The 16,964-nt window shown below is 40.9% G+C and carries 13 protein-coding genes, 1 pseudogene and 1 riboswitch; of the genes and pseudogenes, 7 read left to right on the plus strand and 7 right to left on the minus strand.

The annotated features are described in order from the left end of the window. Positions 1-193: 193 nt before the first annotated feature. The 6 genes from JOD18_RS10245 to JOD18_RS10270 form a co-directional block, all read right to left on the minus strand. Complete coding sequence (locus tag JOD18_RS10245; protein WP_275582988.1) at positions 194-1,300, minus strand: C40 family peptidase; 1,107 nt, start codon at positions 1,298-1,300, stop codon at positions 194-196. Between the two features lie 412 nt (positions 1,301-1,712). Then, a complete protein-coding gene (gene cysC / locus JOD18_RS10250) occupies positions 1,713-2,321 on the minus strand; it encodes an adenylyl-sulfate kinase (RefSeq protein WP_204668931.1) in 609 nt (202 codons plus the stop codon). A gap of 22 nt (positions 2,322-2,343) precedes the next feature. Further along, complete coding sequence (sat, locus tag JOD18_RS10255; protein WP_204668932.1) at positions 2,344-3,525, minus strand: sulfate adenylyltransferase; 1,182 nt, start codon at positions 3,523-3,525, stop codon at positions 2,344-2,346. A 13-nt stretch (positions 3,526-3,538) separates the two neighbouring features. Continuing rightward, positions 3,539-5,233, minus strand: a complete 1,695-nt coding sequence (cysI, locus tag JOD18_RS10260; protein WP_204668933.1) for an assimilatory sulfite reductase (NADPH) hemoprotein subunit — start codon at positions 5,231-5,233, stop codon at positions 3,539-3,541. Positions 5,234-5,406: 173 nt separating this feature from the next. After that, the gene (locus JOD18_RS10265; protein WP_204668934.1) at positions 5,407-7,221 is read right to left on the minus strand and encodes an assimilatory sulfite reductase (NADPH) flavoprotein subunit; all 1,815 of its coding nucleotides are present in this window, start codon (positions 7,219-7,221) and stop codon (positions 5,407-5,409) included. Between the two features lie 59 nt (positions 7,222-7,280). Further along, positions 7,281-8,024, minus strand: a complete 744-nt coding sequence (locus JOD18_RS10270) for a phosphoadenylyl-sulfate reductase (protein WP_420827797.1) — start codon at positions 8,022-8,024, stop codon at positions 7,281-7,283. A gap of 220 nt (positions 8,025-8,244) precedes the next feature. After that, positions 8,245-8,351: riboswitch (SAM riboswitch) on the minus strand. Between the two features lie 271 nt (positions 8,352-8,622). Here JOD18_RS10270 and JOD18_RS10275 point away from each other — a divergent pair. Continuing rightward, the gene (locus JOD18_RS10275; RefSeq protein WP_204668936.1) at positions 8,623-9,054 is read left to right on the plus strand and encodes a hypothetical protein; all 432 of its coding nucleotides are present in this window, start codon (positions 8,623-8,625) and stop codon (positions 9,052-9,054) included. A 36-nt stretch (positions 9,055-9,090) separates the two neighbouring features. Here the strand turns inward: JOD18_RS10275 and JOD18_RS10280 are convergent, their stop codons facing one another. Further along, on the minus strand, positions 9,091-10,035 hold the full coding sequence (locus JOD18_RS10280) for an aldo/keto reductase family protein (protein WP_204668937.1): 945 nt from the start codon (positions 10,033-10,035) through the stop codon (positions 9,091-9,093). Between the two features lie 304 nt (positions 10,036-10,339). On the opposite strand from JOD18_RS10280, the pseudogene JOD18_RS10285 reads away from it, so the two are divergent. From JOD18_RS10285 to JOD18_RS10310, 6 genes and pseudogenes are all read left to right on the plus strand, one after another. After that, a pseudogene (locus JOD18_RS10285) lies at positions 10,340-11,418 on the plus strand (RNA-guided endonuclease InsQ/TnpB family protein); the annotation flags it as partial. 204 nt (positions 11,419-11,622) lie between these two features. Beyond that, complete coding sequence (locus JOD18_RS10290; RefSeq protein WP_204668938.1) at positions 11,623-12,741, plus strand: sensor histidine kinase; 1,119 nt, start codon at positions 11,623-11,625, stop codon at positions 12,739-12,741. Beyond that, positions 12,738-13,373: a response regulator gene (locus JOD18_RS10295; RefSeq protein ID WP_204668939.1), complete on the plus strand. Its 636-nt coding sequence runs from the start codon at positions 12,738-12,740 to the stop codon at positions 13,371-13,373. Before JOD18_RS10290 ends, JOD18_RS10295 begins: the two co-directional genes overlap by 4 nt. A 219-nt stretch (positions 13,374-13,592) precedes the next feature. After that, positions 13,593-14,525, plus strand: a complete 933-nt coding sequence (locus tag JOD18_RS10300; RefSeq protein ID WP_204668940.1) for an ABC transporter ATP-binding protein — start codon at positions 13,593-13,595, stop codon at positions 14,523-14,525. Positions 14,526-14,536: 11 nt separating this feature from the next. Continuing rightward, positions 14,537-15,784 carry an ABC transporter permease gene (locus tag JOD18_RS10305; RefSeq protein WP_204668941.1) on the plus strand — a complete coding sequence of 416 codons (1,248 nt, stop codon included), beginning with the start codon at positions 14,537-14,539 and terminating at the stop codon, positions 15,782-15,784. Next, positions 15,781-16,872 carry an ABC transporter permease gene (locus JOD18_RS10310; protein WP_204668942.1) on the plus strand — a complete coding sequence of 364 codons (1,092 nt, stop codon included), beginning with the start codon at positions 15,781-15,783 and terminating at the stop codon, positions 16,870-16,872. Before JOD18_RS10305 ends, JOD18_RS10310 begins: the two co-directional genes overlap by 4 nt. Positions 16,873-16,964 lie beyond the last annotated feature (92 nt).

Genomic DNA, 16,964 nt, shown 5'->3' on the forward strand with positions numbered 1-16,964 from the left:
AAAAGGACGAGTGTAGTTATATGGATGTGTTTTTTATGAAATGGTGTGAATCTTTATACCTATATAAAGGAAGGTTGAAGAGGGAGGTGACAGCAATAATGTGGGAGTAATCTATCAAAAACATCCGCATGACAACTGCTGAAACAGCGTCTTATCATGCGGATGTTTCTTTAGTGGAGTTATAAATAAATAATTAATAAAAGCGTTTGAAGCTATCGAAGTGTTTCTTCCAATAAGAATTATCTAATGAGCTAATTTCTACACCTTTGGATCCTGCATGAATAAACTGGTTATTTCCAAGGTAAATTCCTAAGTGGGAAATACCAGGTTGATAGGTTCCAGCGAAAAAGACAAGATCGCCGACTTTTGGTGAATTGACTTCATAAGAGCGGTTATAATAACCAACACTTGATGTACGGCTCATACTCATACCTGCTTGGTTATAGGCGTAGTAAATAAAGCCGCTGCAATCAAAACCACTTGTTGTAGAGCCGCCCCATACATATGGCTTCCCTTGTTGTGCTTTGGCTGAGCTGATCAACGTATTGACATTATAACTTACATCAGAAGGTGCTTGTTCCTTGGCATTGCTGCTGCCACTGTTATTACTTGCAGGCTTGGATCCAGCACTAGAAGAATTAGATGAAGAACCAATGCTCAATTTCTGACCTACTAAGATAATATGAGAATTTAAATTATTCCATTGTTGTAATTTAGATACAGACACTCCATAACGAATGGCGATGTGTGAAAGAGTCTCTCCTGATTTTACGGTATGTGTAGTAGCAGAAGAATTGTTGCTAGAACTATTGCTAGAATTGCTGCTTGAGCTGTTATTACTAGAATTATTATTGCTAGAATTGCTGGAAGATCCATTCTTGCTGACTACAAATTTATTCCCTGGATAAATTAATGTTGTGCTTAAGTTGTTCCATTTCATTAAATTCTGGACAGAAGTATTATGTCTAGAAGCGATGCCGCTTAGGGTATCCCCTCGTTTTACCGTATATGTAGTTTGGCCAGAACTGCTATTACTGCTGCTAGAATTAGAGTTGTTAGAAGAGCTGGAACTAGACGATTTGGTAGTTCGGATGACTTGGTTAGGGTGAATAAGATCCGAGTTTAGGTTATTAATAGATTTAAGAGAAGATACACTAGTACCATATTTCTGTGCAATGCTCCACAGTGAATCCCCTCTCTTTACCGTGTGGTTGGCTGCTTCTGCTTCATTAGCTGCGAACAATGAAGAAGCAATGGCAGCTGTTGCTGTGACTGATAGAATCATTTTCTTATTTTTCAATTAAAAAACCCTCCTTCTGTAATTTGTGAATGGTATATGTAGTATGAAATTTAGTGCTAAAGTTTTACTTGTGAGTTAGTTAGTTTAGTCATTGATTAGAAATAGACTCTCTTATTATAACTTTTTTTGTTGAATTTTAATAGATATGACATAGAATTGTAGCATAATTGTAATATTACTGTGAAATTTGTTGTGCAAAATGGAAATAAGGGAATAAAGAGATTATTTTATCTTTTTTTGATGTGTAGTTATTTTGAACTAGGGGAGCGTGCTTTTTAGTTGATGGTAGGGGGATGATTAGCTTCCATTACTGTAAGGGCGATTGAATGGCACGTAAAAAACATGTTATACAAGAATAGTTGTTTTATTCTTGTATAACATGTTTCTCCATTTAGTATTAAGAAAAACGATCTCACTTGACCGGTGAAATGAATTGTTTGCTTTCCAAATAGTTCAAAATAGTTTGAACAGATTCTTCCAGGCTTTGCTGTTCCGTGTCGATCACTAATTCAGGTGTTTCTGGTTCTTCATACGGGGCATCGACTCCGGTAAAGCCTTTGATTTCCCCTGCACGAGCTTTCTGGTATAGTCCTTTAGGATCTCGTGCTTCACAACCATCTAAACTGCATTTCACATAAATCTCAATAAATTCACCGTCATTCAGAATTTGACGTACATTATCACGATCTTCCTTGTACGGAGAGATGAAGGCAGTTAAAGTAATGAGCCCGGCGTCATTTAGAAGTTTAGACACTTCGCCAATGCGGCGGATATTTTCTTTACGATCTTCCGGACTGAAGCCTAGGTTATTATTTAAGCCGTGACGAATATTGTCCCCATCCAGGCGATACGAACGGATTCCACGGTCAAATAATGCCTTTTCTAAGGCTACTGTAATAGTTGACTTACCAGAACCGGACAGCCCTGTAAACCATAGTACAGGACTGTGGTGGTTATTTTGTTCTTTACGGTCTTGTTTGGTCACAACAGAATCATGCCATACGATGTTGTTGGTTGTCATATTAATTACTCCCTTTTAGAGGTTAATCACGCACTTTTAATCCTTTTATGAGCACTTCTGCCACTTCTGGGCGAGAGAATTGTCTTGGTAAGGGTTCTCCCGCACGAAGTTTTTCTCTTACTTTTGTTCCGCTCAAATGAACATGTTCAGATTTATCGTGTGGACATGTTTTTTGTGTCGCCATGTTTTCACACTTTTTGCAAAAGAATGCATGTTCAAACTTGAATATTTGGATACCTAGTTCTGACTCATATTCAGAGATAAGTTCCTGTGCTTCATAAGTGCCATAATAATCCCCGACACCGGCATGATCACGCCCGACAATAAAGTGTGTACAGCCGTAATTTTTACGAACAAGGGCATGCAGGATGGCCTCACGCGGACCTGCATAACGCATAGCTGCTGGATAGATAACCAGGCGGGTACGGTCTGCAGGGTAGTAATGTTTGAGAATGACTTGATAGCTTTCCATTCTAATTTCCGCAGAGATATCGTCAGATTTGGTTTCTCCAACAAGCGGATTCAATAGTAAACCATCGACTGATTCCAGAGCAATTTTCTGAATGTATTCATGGGCACGATGGACTGGATTTCTTGTTTGGAAACCGACCACCGTTTTCCAGCCTAGATCTTGAAATAATTGCCGTGTTTCCACTGGATCAAGATAAAAATCCTCAAACTGGCTGTGATCAGGTCGGTTTAGCAATGTGATCGGACCTGCTAAATAAACATTACCTTTCTCGTATAACTTTTTTACACCTGGGTGGGCATCCTCTGTTGTTCCGTATACAGATTGTGCTTCTTTTAATTTATCATAATAATATTTCTCTTCTAACTGCAATGTTCCATATAAAATACCGTCTTCACCGTATAAGGCTACTTGGTCTCCGATAGTCAGGCTGTTGGCTTCTGCTTCTGTGACGGCGAGGTTAATTGGAATACTCCAGATTGTACCATCTGCTAGATGTAAGTCATTGACAACAGCTTGGTAATCCTTTTCGCCAAGAAAGCCTTTTAATGGACTAAATCCGCCAATACCGATTAGCTCTAAGTCAGAAATACTCCATTCATTAATAGTTAGTTTCGGATAAGAGGCTGCTTGCTCCAACAGTCGTTCTCTTTCCGCTCCTTTTGCTTCACGATTAATTAATGTACCGCCATGGGCAGTAATGGTTTCTTGTACCTTTTCTTGAATAACTGTCATGATTTGTCCCCTCCTACTGTTTATGAAACTTTCGGCCGTCATATACTTCATCTACATAGCCCTGGCGGACGACAAAGTCGCCAAAGCGTTCTTGATTTTGTCGGTTAGTAACAAAATCATGGAAAATCTCTTTTAAATGAGACAAAATCTCTTCTTCACCTATATTTTCACGGTATAGCTGGTTTAATCGATCTCCCGTAAAACTCCCGCCTAAATAGAAGTTATACTTGCCGGGTGCCTTTCCGATAAAACCGATTTCTGCAAGTGCTGGTCGAGCACAGCCATTCGGACAACCTGTCATACGGATGACGATTTCTTCTTCTTTGAGTCCCTCTGCTTCTAATAATCCTTCTATTTTATCGACAAGAGAGGGGAGGTAACGCTCTGATTCTGCCATGGCCAAGCCGCAAGTAGGAAATGCCACGCAGGCCATCGAATTACGGCGTAAACCAGAATAATGTTTGCCATCAGTTATGCCATATGCGGCAATGATTTCTTCTATTTTTTTCTTTTTTTGTGGTGTAACATTCGCGATAACTAAGTTCTGATTAGGTGTTAAGCGAAACTCACCAGTATGGATTTTGGCAATTTCCCGTAAGGCAGTCATTAATTGATAGTCTTCTGTATCTCTTACTCTTCCATTCTGGACAAAAAGAGTAAAGTGCCATCTGCGATTCCCTTTTACCCAGCCATAGCGGTCACCATTATGGTCAAAGTGGTAAGGTTTCGCTTCTTCTAAGGCATAGCCCAGACGGTTCGCGATTTCTTCCTTAAACCAATCCAGACCATAGCGGTCAATCGTATATTTAAAACGAGCATTTTTTCGATTAGAGCGATTTCCGTAATCTCGTTGAATAGTAACGATTTTCTCTGTGACATCCACAATCTTATCTTTAGGTGCATAACCTGCAACCCTGCCTAATTGCGGATAAGTTGCTGTATCACCATGTGTAGATCCCATACCGCCGCCAACTACGACGTTAAAGCCTTTTAATTCATCGTCTTCCACGATAGCGATTAAGCCAATATCTTGTGAGAAGATATCTACATCGTTGGAAGGAGGGACAGCGATCCCGATCTTAAATTTACGAGGTAAATAGGTTTTTCCATAAATCGGTTCGGTTTCCTCCTTAGAATCTGTGATTTTCTCTTGATCTAGCCACAGTTCATGGTAGGCACCTGTCCTAGGTGAGAGATGATCACTAATCTGCTGTGCCCAATCTTGCACCTCTTGATGGATGTCAGATTGGTAAGGGTTCGGATTGGACATCACATTACGGTTCACATCTCCGCAAGCAGCGATCGTGGTCATTGCTTCCTCATTGATGGTTTTAATGGTTTCTTTCAGGTTCCATTTTAATATGCCGTGAAGCTGATAGGCTTGGCGGGTGGTCAGCTTAATTGTGTTATCGCCATATTTTTGTGAGAGCTGATCAACGGCCAGCCATTGCTTAGGGGTCGTAGCACCGCCGGGAATGGCAATCCGTAACATGAATTGATAGGCAGGCTCTAACTTTTGTTTACGGCGTTCATCACGGATATCACGATCATCCTGTTGGTAGCTGCCATGGAATTTTAATAGTTTGGTATCATCATCGGAAATAGAGGCAGTAATTGGATCTGCTAATCCTTCCTTAATCGTTCCGCGTAAATAATTACTGTCTTCTTTTAGTTTCTCGATCGGATCTAGTTTGGGCTGATCTGCCATAGTATATTTTCCCCCTTAATAGTGTGTGTTCAAAAAGGTCGATAAAAAGGCAAGAAGTTCAAGGCGGCGTAGCTTTGAGCAACGGAACGTATGCTTTTAATACGTGAGTAGCGGAAAAGCAAGCCAACGCAGAAATTCGCTGTGTCATTTTTATTGGGCTTTTTGAACAACCTCTAATAGACATCTCGCTGGTATCTTTTATCTTTTTTCAACTGTGCGACATATGCTTTTGCTTCGGCTTCTGTCTTATTTCCTTCTTGGGCAACGATGGCTTCTAATGTATGGTGGACGTCTTTCGCCATATATTTCTCGTCGCCGCATACATAGATATGTGCGCCGGCTTCTATCCATTCGAATAGTTCTTTTGATTTTTCATACATGCGCTGCTGCACATAAATCTTCTCTGCCTGATCACGAGAGAAGGCCACATCCATTTTGGTGAGATAGCCTTGTTTCAGCCATCTTTGCCAGTCAACTTGATAGAGGAAATCGGATCGGAAGTGCTGATCTCCGAAGAACAGCCAAGTCTTTCCTTTCAGTTCCAGTTCTTCTCGTTCTTCGATATAGCCTCTGAATGGCGCTACTCCTGTGCCTGGTCCAATCATAATAATTGGTGTTTCCTCATTAACTGGGAATTTGAAATTCGGATTCTTATGGATATAGACACTTAGCTGATCACCTGGCTGAATGCGGTCGGCAATTTCACCGGAGCATACACCGCTGCGGTCGCGGCCGAATGTATGATATCTTACGGTAGCAATTGTTAAATGCACTTCATCAGGATTGGCTTTGTAACTGCTTGAGATCGAATACTGGCGTGCTGGTATTTTTCTTAATATATGCATAATATTGGTTGGATCCAGTGATTCAGGCGGATATTCTGTAATAAGATCAAGCCAGTCATGACCATCTAAGTAAGCTTTCATTGCTTCCTGATCGGTAATTAGCTGATGTAATGCTTCATTGTTGAAATGTGCTGCGGCTTTTTCTAACTGGCTTTTCGTTAATCTCGTAATCTCAAAAATGGATGTCAATGCTTCCTGAATAGAACGGATTTCTCCTTGCTTATTAATCGGAATCGTTTGTTCAGGGTTCCAGTTCAAAGCTTCAATGACTTGCTTGACTAAAGCTGGTTCATTTTTTGGATAAATGGCTAGACAGTCTCCAGGTTCGAACTGCAAATTGGAGCCTTCCAATGAGAGTTCAATATGACGGGTTTCCTTATTAGAACCTTTACCGCTTAGGACAATGTTATCTAGTACTTCGGCCGTATAGGGATTACTCTTCGAATAAATAGGCTGTTCTGCTGGTGAAGTGGGTACAGCTTGTTGTTCCGCACTTGTACCCGATTCTTTTTCTAAATAGCTGACAACTCCAGTAATCCATTCTTCCGCTAATTCTTCATAATCAACGTCGCAATCCACACGAGGGTGGATGCGGCTTGCGCCTAATTCCTCCAGACGTTTGTCAAAGTCTTTTCCTGTCTGGCAGAAATGTTCATAAGATTCATCACCAAGTGACAATACAGCAAAATTAGTTCCTTCTAGTTTAGGCGCCTTGCGTCCATGTAGAAACTCATGGAATTCAATGGCGTTATCCGGTGGATCGCCTTCGCCGTGTGTCGCGGTAATAATCAACAGATCTTCCGCTTCTTTCAACTTCTTTGCTTTAAAGTCATCCATGCTTGAAACAGTAACTTTGCGCTGAATAGCTTCGAGTTTGCTAGATAACTGCTCTGCAAGTGCTTGGCAGTTTCCTGTTTCTGATCCGAATAAAATAGTTACTGTTCTGGCAGCAACAGCTTCTGTTGTTGCAGCTGCCGGAACTGGTGCTGTTGTAGCGGCAGGCGCAGCAGCTGCCACACTTTGGGAAGCTGCTAAATATCCTGCCAGCCATGTTTTTTGTGTTTCTGTCAAAGTGGGCAAAAGTTGGTTTAAAATTTCAGTTTGCTTCTGGTCAAATGGAGAGTTTATCACTTGTAAAGTCAATAGTTTCACCTCATTAATATTAATCCGATAGATTTACTTAGTTATGGATGTAAAAAAAATCACTTTGCCGTTGGTGTTGTGTGTAATCCGCATTCAGTCTTCTTAAAATTAGCCCATCTGCCAGAACGTTCATCTCCTGCATTAGTTACTGGTGAAGTACAAGGAATACAGCCAATACTTGGGTAATTCTGATCGTGCAAGCTGTTATAAGGTAATTGATGCTCCTTGATATAGTCCCAAATATCATCCCAAGTCCAGTGAATCAAAGGACAAACTTTTATCGATTGAAAACGTTCATCTTTATTAATATAATCCGTATTGGCTCTTGTTGGCGACTGTTCTCTTCTTAAACCGGAAATCCATGCGGTTGCCCCGCTTAACGCTTCTTCTAATGGCTTTATTTTCCTGATATAACAGCATTGATCCGGGTTTTTTGACCATAAGGCGGCACCATATTGTTCCCGTTGTTCATCTACTGTTAATTCTGGCTGTTTCATTTCAATTTCTAAATCCGGGTAGCGTTCTTTGACTTCGTCGATCAGGTCATACGTTTCTTGGAAATGCAGACCTGTATCTAAAAACACTAGCTTGGCATTTGCTTTGGTTTTAGCAATTAAGTCGATTAACACCATGCTTTCAGCACCGAAACTACACGCATAGACAAGGGAGTCGTTATAGGTTTGATAAGCCCATTCGAGGATTTTCCCCGCCCCTTTCACAGGATCGTTTTCCTCGTATGTTTCTTGATTTAGAGGGCTGTCATAAAAGTTATCAAAAGTAATCAAGCGTACTCCTCCTTTTATTTAGAAAAACGTGACTTGACGCCAAGCCTTTACGGCGGAAGCCTGCGCTTTATTTCTATCATTATATTAAGCTGTGATATGCTATATCGTTATAGTGCGAACAACCTCTTATAAAAAACTTCTTAATCGATCAGCAGATTAAGAAGGCAGGCAAGATATCATCTATCTGTTATTCCTTCTTATCGTTCGGGTCCATTATTAATGTAAGACTAGTAGTGCGTGTTTAACCTCAATATATGCACTCCCGCAGGAATTGGCACAGTGTTAAATAATTAACCTGCTGCCGAGGTTTCACAGGGCCTGCCCCTCCACCTCTCTGGATAAGAATATGACTAAGAAATATTTATCTATATGTTATACACTTTAGTTGATAATGTCAATACGTTTTGTTGGTTTTTTGTTAAATTAATACAAAATAAATAGTAAACTACTTGGTTTTATAAGAAAAAAGGACTTTTTACACTTTGTTCCTCTTTATATGGAGTGAAATACAAAGAAGGAGCTAATTTGAATGTTGATAAATGGATAGAAAATGAAACAAATGATGGCTGTATGACGTAAAAGAAGGAAATAGTTTAAGACAAGGGAGACGACGGAATTGAAGAATATAAAAAAAGCAGCTTTCTTATTTGGTGTGAGCTGTATATTAATGGGACTTATTGTAGCTCCTTTTGCTTTTTTTTACGTAAGGTCAGGGGATCCGGTAGAATTGGATCGTTTTCAAGCAGGGGAAGAATTTCGAATAGGAGATCGGGCGAATTATGTCACCTATCGGACAAATGATCTCAGTATTTCCTGCTACAACCAAGAAGGGATAGAAATAACGCTTTTTCAGGAAGAGGAATCAGATATCGTCTTTACCAGCCAAAGTTTTCCACAACGGGTCGTCTGCAATGCAGAGATTACTGCTTACAGTCAACCCTCTCCACAGTCATTACGTTTTACAAGTGGTCTGCTGATCGCGGCCCCGCTGTTTGTGGGGGTGGGTGTATGGATTATTAGAAAAAACAGAAAGCCAAAAGCCGACTAATCTGCTAATTTCGGCTTTTGGCTTATTGGACTAAATTTAATTGTCTAGGATGCCTTCTATCTTAGCAAGCGTATCTTGTGATAATTTGGTGCCGGAAGCAGCAATATTCTCTTCAATTTGTTCTGGTTTACTGGCTCCTATTAATGCACTGGCAACATTAGGCTGACGTAAAATCCAAGCCAATGCTAATTGAGAAAGGGATAATCCTTCATTTGCGGCAACGGCGTTTAGTGCCTCCACACGTTCCAGGTTTTGGACCGTTAATAATTTGGATAAGTCTAGGTTCTTTTGTGCTGCACGGCTGTTGGCAGGAATATCCTGTCCTTTTTTGTATTTTCCGGTTAGAACGCCTTGGGCCAATGGAGAATATACGACTTGCCCGACTCCATGCTTCTCACTGACCGGGATAACTTCTTTCTCGATATAACGATGAAGCATGCTGTAGTTGGGCTGATTGACAACAATGCGGTCTAACAGGCGTTTGTCGGCAATATGGGCAGCTTCTGAGATTTGTTCGGCAGTCCATTCGCTGACTCCGATATAGAGTACTTTGCCTTGGCGGACAAGATCATCCATTGCCCGTAATGTCTCTTCAAGAGGGGTATCAGGGTGGTAACGATGACAATAGTAGATATCGACATAATCCAGGCCTAAACGCTGCAGGCTGGCTTCACATTGCTCGATAATATGTTTGCGGGAAAGCCCTTGGTCATTTGGTCCGTCTCCCATTTTACCAAACACTTTTGTTGCTAATACGTAAGAATGGCGGGGATATTTGCGCAATGCTTTCCCGACGATCTTCTCTGCTTCTCCACGCATATAGACATTGGCGGTATCAAAAAAATTAATTCCTAAATCATAGGCCTTATCAATAGCAGCAGCTGCTTTCTGCTCTTCGACATATCCCCCATATGTAAGCCAGCTGCCTAAACTGATTTCACTAACTTTTAAACCTGTGTTACCTAAACGACGATAACGCATGAGCACACACTCCTTTTTATAATAGATGAGTAAAACGTTTTCAATAAGTATAAAATATTTGCGTGCAGGAAGCGAATAATTTGTTCGACTTACTGTGTACTTTTAAATGACTGCCGCTTTATTGCTGGTTTTACTCCTTCATCTATCATTTTAGCCAAGAGGACTCCTTCTTCAAAAATTCCATAGAATTTCAGGTGGGAGCTGAATTGGTGATTTTAATATTTCAACTTTTAGCCGTTAAGGAAATCTAAAGAAATTCCCAATCACATAAGTACAATAAAAACTGTCACTAAAAAGTTGTTAACAATCGATGAAACAGACTGATTATCAGTCCTTACCAATCCAATCGAGTCAAGGCATCATGACAACGGTCTTTCAAAATTGGAAATCCTTTTATGGAAGTTTGCAGGAATATAAAAAGAACCCTGCAACATTTAAAGCTCGTCCCAACATACCGTCATATTGTCGTTCTAAAGAAAAAGAAATATTCTTTTCAAACCAGGATTTTGTCATAAAAGCAAATAAATTCTTAAAGTTTCCTCAAACAAAAGCGCGTCTGAATATTGGGAAATTGGGGTATTCAGAAGGAAAGCTCAAGCAGGTTCGGGTAGTTCCAAAGTATGGCCACTATGTCGTGGAATTAGTTTTTCAAGTTCCCTGCAGAAGCAGAGAGAAAAGAATCCAAGAACCGTTATTTGTCTGTTGATTTAGGTATGGATAATCTTGCAACCATTGTCACGATACGGGCAAAAGGCCAATTTTAGTGAAGGGCAAAAATATCAAATCTGTCAATCAACGATATAATCAGCTAAAAGCTAATTATACGGGCATCCTTCGACAAGGAATACAGGCAAACGAGGGCCTCTTTACATCCAAACGTTTGGAGAAAATCAGCCAAAAGCGATTTCTTCAAATCAAAGATCTCTTTCATAAAGCTAGTTTTCAAATTATGAAAATTGCTTTGGAAGAGGACATTGATACCATCATTATCGGTTAAAATAAAACGTGGAAACAACAATCGACAATGGGGAAAAGGAATAACCAGTCCTTTACAGTCATCCTGCACAGCCTGCTTATTCAAATGATCACATACAAAGCAGAGAAACATGGGATAACCGTGATGTGGACAGAAGAATCTTATACGTCGAAGGCTAGCTTTCTTGATAACGATGAAATCCCTGTTTATGGCCAACCCCATAAAAAAGACATATTTTCAGGGAGCGTATCAAACGTGGCCTTTACCTATCGAAAAACAGGGAGCGCATCAACGCAGATGTAAATGGAGCCGCAAATATCATGCGGAAAGTTTTTAAAGAGGCGTTTCATCCCAGTTTTTCCAGTATGGAGGCTTTACGGAGACCGGCATCTTTGGTTGTACAATAAAAGTAATCCCAAAATGGGATAGCGGAGTTGGGTTGGTGTTTTCAGCACACCAATGTGTCAACTCCACTGGTGGTTAATCGTCATCTTGAAAGTCGACACCCCAGAAACCCCCATTTCAAATTTTGGGAGAAGTTAAGTGATGGGAGTATTCATGAACAGGTATGATATATTAAAGGTAACGAGTAAGAAGGAGGGTTTTGGGGATTGGTATTCTGGATGTGGTTGCTGTTATGGCTTTGTGCTTGGTGCGGTGCAATTTGGTATGACGTCGGTTATCATAGCGGAAACCTGACGTATTTGTTTATGGGTGCTGCGGTCTTTTTTTCTATTTTCTTTTTTACCTCGATTGCTGCCAGGCTGTATCCGTGGTTGTGGTACGGGTTAATTGTTGTGATCACGATCACCTTCTGTCTGCCGTTGGAGAAGGACATTAACCCTTTTGTGATTATAATGTATGGCTTTGCATTAGTTGCTATTGTTCATCAGATTCGTTCTAAATCAGTATACATATTGGTAAGTACCTTATTAGTTTCTTTTCTATTGCTGGTTTATTCCTCCATGAATCCGACATTTCTATTTTTAATGATAGTAGTTGCAGTTTCTGTATATGCAGCGGCCTATTTTTACCAGAATAATCATGAACGGATAGAGGATTTAGAGGTGCGTTATCAGGCTTTACTGCAAACATACCGTAATATGAAGCGTGATTCTGTGACAAGAGATCAACATGCACGGCAAGAGGAACGGGTTTCGATCGGTCGCGAAATTCATGATCGAGTAGGTCATACATTGACCAATTTATTGATGAAGATAGAAATATTACGGCTGCGAGATAACCAAGCTCCATTAGACGAACTTAAAGAATTGGCACAAGAAAGCCTAGCGGAAACGCGCAAGGCAGTAAGGGCGCTTCGTGAGGATCATACAACAGGGATGGCGGCCATTATCCATTTAATTCGAAAACTAGAGGCTGAACAATATGTGTCGATTACCTTTTCTATGAGACAAAATGCCCTGTCAGTTGTGCTGACACCTGAACAGGCGAGTGTTATTTATCGAGCTATTCAAGAGGCGCTGACGAATGTAATGCGGCATAGTAATGGCCGGGAAGCGGAGATAGTACTGGAGGCTCCTGGCCTGACTTATTTTCGCTTTGAGGTGACCAATCCGATTGACCATGATATCGAAGAAGTAAAAGAGGGGTTTGGACTGCAATCGATGCGAGAGCGGCTCGCCCAAATAGGCGGACAGTTAGAGATTCGAGTCTATCAACAGCAGTTTATTGTGCGTGGAACGCTTCAATTAAAGGAGGAAACAGAATGACAGATATTTTGATTGCGGAGGATCAGGCTATTGTCAGGCAAGGTATTAAGTTAATGCTAGAGACAGAGCCGACTTTTCATGTGAAAGGGGAAGCGCGCGATGGGAAAGAGGCTCTTCAATTAAGAGAATTGTATCACTTCGATATAGCTTTATTGGATATTCGAATGCCGGAGATGGATGGTCTCCAAGCAGCTAAACAGCTGCTGCAGCGTTTTCCATCGACAAAGGTATTGATGCTGACGACTTTCAATGATGAACAGTACGCAATTGAAGCCTTACAGATTGGGGTAAGTGGTTATTTACTAAAGGATGCTGATGCCAGCCATCTTATCCAGTCTATAAAAGAGTGTTTGGCTGGTGGATTGCAGCTACCGAGCGATGTAGCCAGGAAAGTGGTGCCTCATTTGTTAGAAAGAAACAAGCCGAAGCAGTCGGCTTTAATCCATTTGACCAAGCGGGAGACCGATATCCTCTGCCTTGTTGGGGAGGGGAAAAGCAACAAAGAAATGGCCGAGGAATTGGCCCTTTCTGTTGGTACGGTAAAAAATCATATCAGCCAGTTGTTGGATAAATTAGCCTTGCGAGATCGGACTCAGTTGGCTATTTATGCGATTCAGAATGATTATGTGTAAAATAGGGTGTGTGCTGGAGTCGTTGGCTTTGAATGGATATGGATGGTTTGTGCCAAGCTAATCCGTTTTAGAAAGGCATATATGTCGGAAGTCATGGTTTTGGTAAAAAATAATGACGAAGGGCAGTGTTGGCACTGTCCTTTTTCACGTATATTTTAATTAGTTCATTGTTATAAATGGGAGTGGAATTGAAATCAATAGGTTAAGGAGTGGGTGTATATGTTAGAAACAACGTCATTACGCAAAGTATATAAGAAAACAACGGCAGTAGATGATGTCAATTTCTATTTAAAACAAGGAGAATCAGTAGGTCTGCTTGGTCCTAATGGTGCTGGGAAATCAACGCTTATTTCCATGATCTCGACCTTGCTCAAGCCAACCTCAGGAACGGTGATGTGGAATGGCGAAGATATCTTGAAATCACCGAATAACATCAGGCCGATTCTTGGTGTTGTTCCTCAGGAAATTGCACTGTATAAAGAGTTATCTGCTTATGAAAATGTGAAATTTTTTGGCAAAATTTACGGTATTCGCGGTAAAAAATTAGAGGCACGGGCACAGGAAGTATTGGAATTGGTAGGCTTGGCTAACCGGCAAAAGGAACAAGTGCAGAAGTACTCGGGAGGAATGCAGCGCCGGATTAATATTGCTGTTGCCCTCCTGCATGAACCAGAGATTATTATTATGGATGAGCCAACAGTGGGAATTGACCCTCAATCAAGAAGTTATATTTTAGATATGGTGAAGCAATTGAAAGAAGAAAAAGGGATGACAGTGCTATATACCTCCCATTACATGGAAGAAGTCGAGCGGCTCTGTGACCGGATTTATATTATGGATCATGGCAAGGTGATCGCAACAGGCTCCAAGGCTGAACTGATTAGTATACTATCATCAGAGGAAACGATTCAATTAGGTTTAGATAAACCATCAAAGGCTTTTCAAGAGGCGCTAACAGAACACAACGACATCTTGAAAGTAACAACAAACGAAAAAGGATTAACGTTGATTATTTCCAAGGATAGCCGCCCGTTGACAGCTATTTTTCGAATGGCGGAAGAACACGATGTGATGGTGAATGGCATCAATATTACCATTCCGTCATTAGAAGATGTATTCCTGCATCTGACAGGGCGTAAATTACGAGATTAGGAGGGAGCCGGATGTTTGACTTTTGGATCAAAGATATGAAATTGCTCTGGAGAGATCCTACAGAGCTGCTTGTGATCTTGTTAATGCCGTTCATTTTAATCACTATTCTTGGTTTTGCGCTAGGAGGGTTTATGAATGATCCCAGCGTGGAATTAGACGTAGCTGTTGTGGATCAAGATGATGAACGAGCAGGGATAGAACGAATACAAGAAGATATCGAAGCAGCCTCTTTACCGATGGAATTAAGCGGAATTGCTCAAGAGCTGGCACCTAAATCTATTCTGCTGGAAGTAATGGAAGAGGATTTAAGTGATGTGTTAACAGTAACGATGATGACAGAGGAGGAAGCAAATCAGGCACTGGAAGATCAGGAAGTAGAAGCTGTAATGATCATTCCGGAAACCTTTACGTACGAGTCACTGCAGAATATGCTGCTGGGAGTGAACGTGCAGAGTACATTGACCGTTACCAAGTCAGAAGATAACCATATGGCAGGAGATATTTTTCAGACGATTATAGAACAGTTTGCCAACACGATGAATGTGAACAATGCCTTTTCACAGGTGCTGATGGATGAGCTGCCTGTTATTGATATGGAGGAAATAAGCAGACAAGAAACCGTAATGGATAGAGAACCGATTTCTTCGATGGAATACTACACATTAGGGATGGCAGCAATGTTTGCCTTATTTATCGCTTCAACGATGGCGGCGAAGACACATAATGAATTAAATCAAAAAGTTGTCAATCGTATCTTATTAAGCGGTAAGCACCCTTTAACTTATTTAATAGGAAAGGTACTGGCTGTCATTGTTTTAGTATGGATACAGGTTTGCTTACTATTAGGGGTAAGCTCACTTGTTCTAAGAACCTTTCAGCCTTTCGAAACAACTATTCTTCTGTATATGTTCTTGACTATATTAATGTATGGGCTGGCTGTTGGGGCACTTGCAAGCTTGTTGATTGCATTGACTGTTCGTTTTGAGGGACAATCCTTGCAGGAAATATTTTCGATTGGGCTGGTGACCATTTTGTCCTTTTTAGGGGGGAGTTTTTTTCCAGCGGCTATTTTTCCAAGTATTATTCAGATATTAGGAGAGTGGACACCAAATGGTATAACGATGAAGATATTTATGCTTGCTAATCAAGGTATGCCGTTTGCTGATTTATTGCCGTATATCGGCAGGTTGAGTTTCATTATTGCCCTTTTATTTGCTGTTAGTGTATTGGTCTTTCCAAAAAGGAGGTTGCAAACATGAAAGATATATTTTTATTACAGTGGCAGCGCTTAAGGCGGAGGCCGTTTATGGTTCTGGTCATGATTGCCATGACATCCATGTTTGTGTTCTTTATAGGCGGAGCCAATTTAGGTGATGATCAACTATCTATACCTGTGTATTTTACGGATGAGGTAAGCGAAACAGAACAGGCAGAGCTCAATGAAGCCTTGAAAGAGATGGAAGGTGTTAGCTTCTATCAGGAGGAATTGGAGGAGATGCGTGAGGCCATTGTGCTGGGAGATGTGTCTTTCGGTCTGCAATTATCAAATGACCACTATACCTTTGTCAGAAGTACGGAGAATCCTTACCAAAGCTTAGTTGATAATCATTTGCGCTCTGTTTATTGGGAAAAATTACAAATGGACCGATTAACTAGTGAAGAAGAAAAAGCACAGGTTACGGCAGCCTTAGAAAATCCGCCCATAGTAGTTGATGGTCAGATGGGTGAATCCGAACAAGCGGTGTTTGTATACAATAACCAATTGCAGGCCTTATTCGGTATGACATTGTTCTTTGCCATCTATACGATTGTGTTTAGTTTGGGCGAAGTAGCAGAAGAAAAACAGCGCGGAAGCTGGGATCGACTGATTTTGTCCCCTGTGCGTAAATGGCAGGTTTATCTGGGACATTTACTTTTTGCCTTTTTCATCGGGATGCTGCAGATAAGTGTGGTGTTTCTGATGTTTGAACTCTTCTTTGACTTTACCATTGGTCGTAACTGGCCGGCGGTATTACTGATCTGTGCTTGTTATACATTAGCCATTGTAGCTCTAGGTATGCTATTGACCGGTCTGGTTAAGAAGTCATCCCAATTAAGCGCCGTTGTTCCTATTATATCAGTTAGTATGGCCATGCTTGGCGGAGCTTATTGGCCGCTTGAAGTAGTGAACAGTCGGGTGCTGCTCGTTATTGCAGAAGTAATTCCAGTCAAGCATGCGATGGAGGCTTTAAAAGGTATTACGATGTACGGGCATGGTTTAACAGACCTAACCCAGCCATTGGCCGTTCTTTTACTGATGAGTGTTTTATGTATGGGAATAGGGGTTAATGTGATGGAACGGAGATAACTTATCACAAATATGCCGGAGTGCGAACAGAATTGAAACAGCAGAGATAAAGGAATCTAAGGTATATCGCCATTTGGTGGTAAACGCCTTAG

It is taken from the genome of Gracilibacillus alcaliphilus, assembly GCF_016909015.1.
In the GTDB taxonomy this organism is placed as follows: Bacteria; Bacillota; Bacilli; order Bacillales; family Amphibacillaceae; genus Gracilibacillus; species Gracilibacillus alcaliphilus.

Coding starts and splice junctions, on each gene's coding strand:
- JOD18_RS10305 (WP_204668941.1), top strand. CDS start 14,537: ATGTTTGACTTTTGGATCAAAGATATGAAATTGCTCTGGAGAGATCCT.
- JOD18_RS10310 (WP_204668942.1), top strand. CDS start 15,781: ATGAAAGATATATTTTTATTACAGTGGCAGCGCTTAAGGCGGAGGCCG.
- JOD18_RS10300 (WP_204668940.1), top strand. CDS start 13,593: ATGTTAGAAACAACGTCATTACGCAAAGTATATAAGAAAACAACGGCA.
- JOD18_RS10295 (WP_204668939.1), top strand. CDS start 12,738: ATGACAGATATTTTGATTGCGGAGGATCAGGCTATTGTCAGGCAAGGT.
- cysI (WP_204668933.1), bottom strand. CDS start 5,233: ATGGCAGATCAGCCCAAACTAGATCCGATCGAGAAACTAAAAGAAGAC.
- sat (WP_204668932.1), bottom strand. CDS start 3,525: ATGACAGTTATTCAAGAAAAGGTACAAGAAACCATTACTGCCCATGGC.
- cysC (WP_204668931.1), bottom strand. CDS start 2,321: ATGACAACCAACAACATCGTATGGCATGATTCTGTTGTGACCAAACAA.
- JOD18_RS10280 (WP_204668937.1), bottom strand. CDS start 10,035: ATGCGTTATCGTCGTTTAGGTAACACAGGTTTAAAAGTTAGTGAAATC.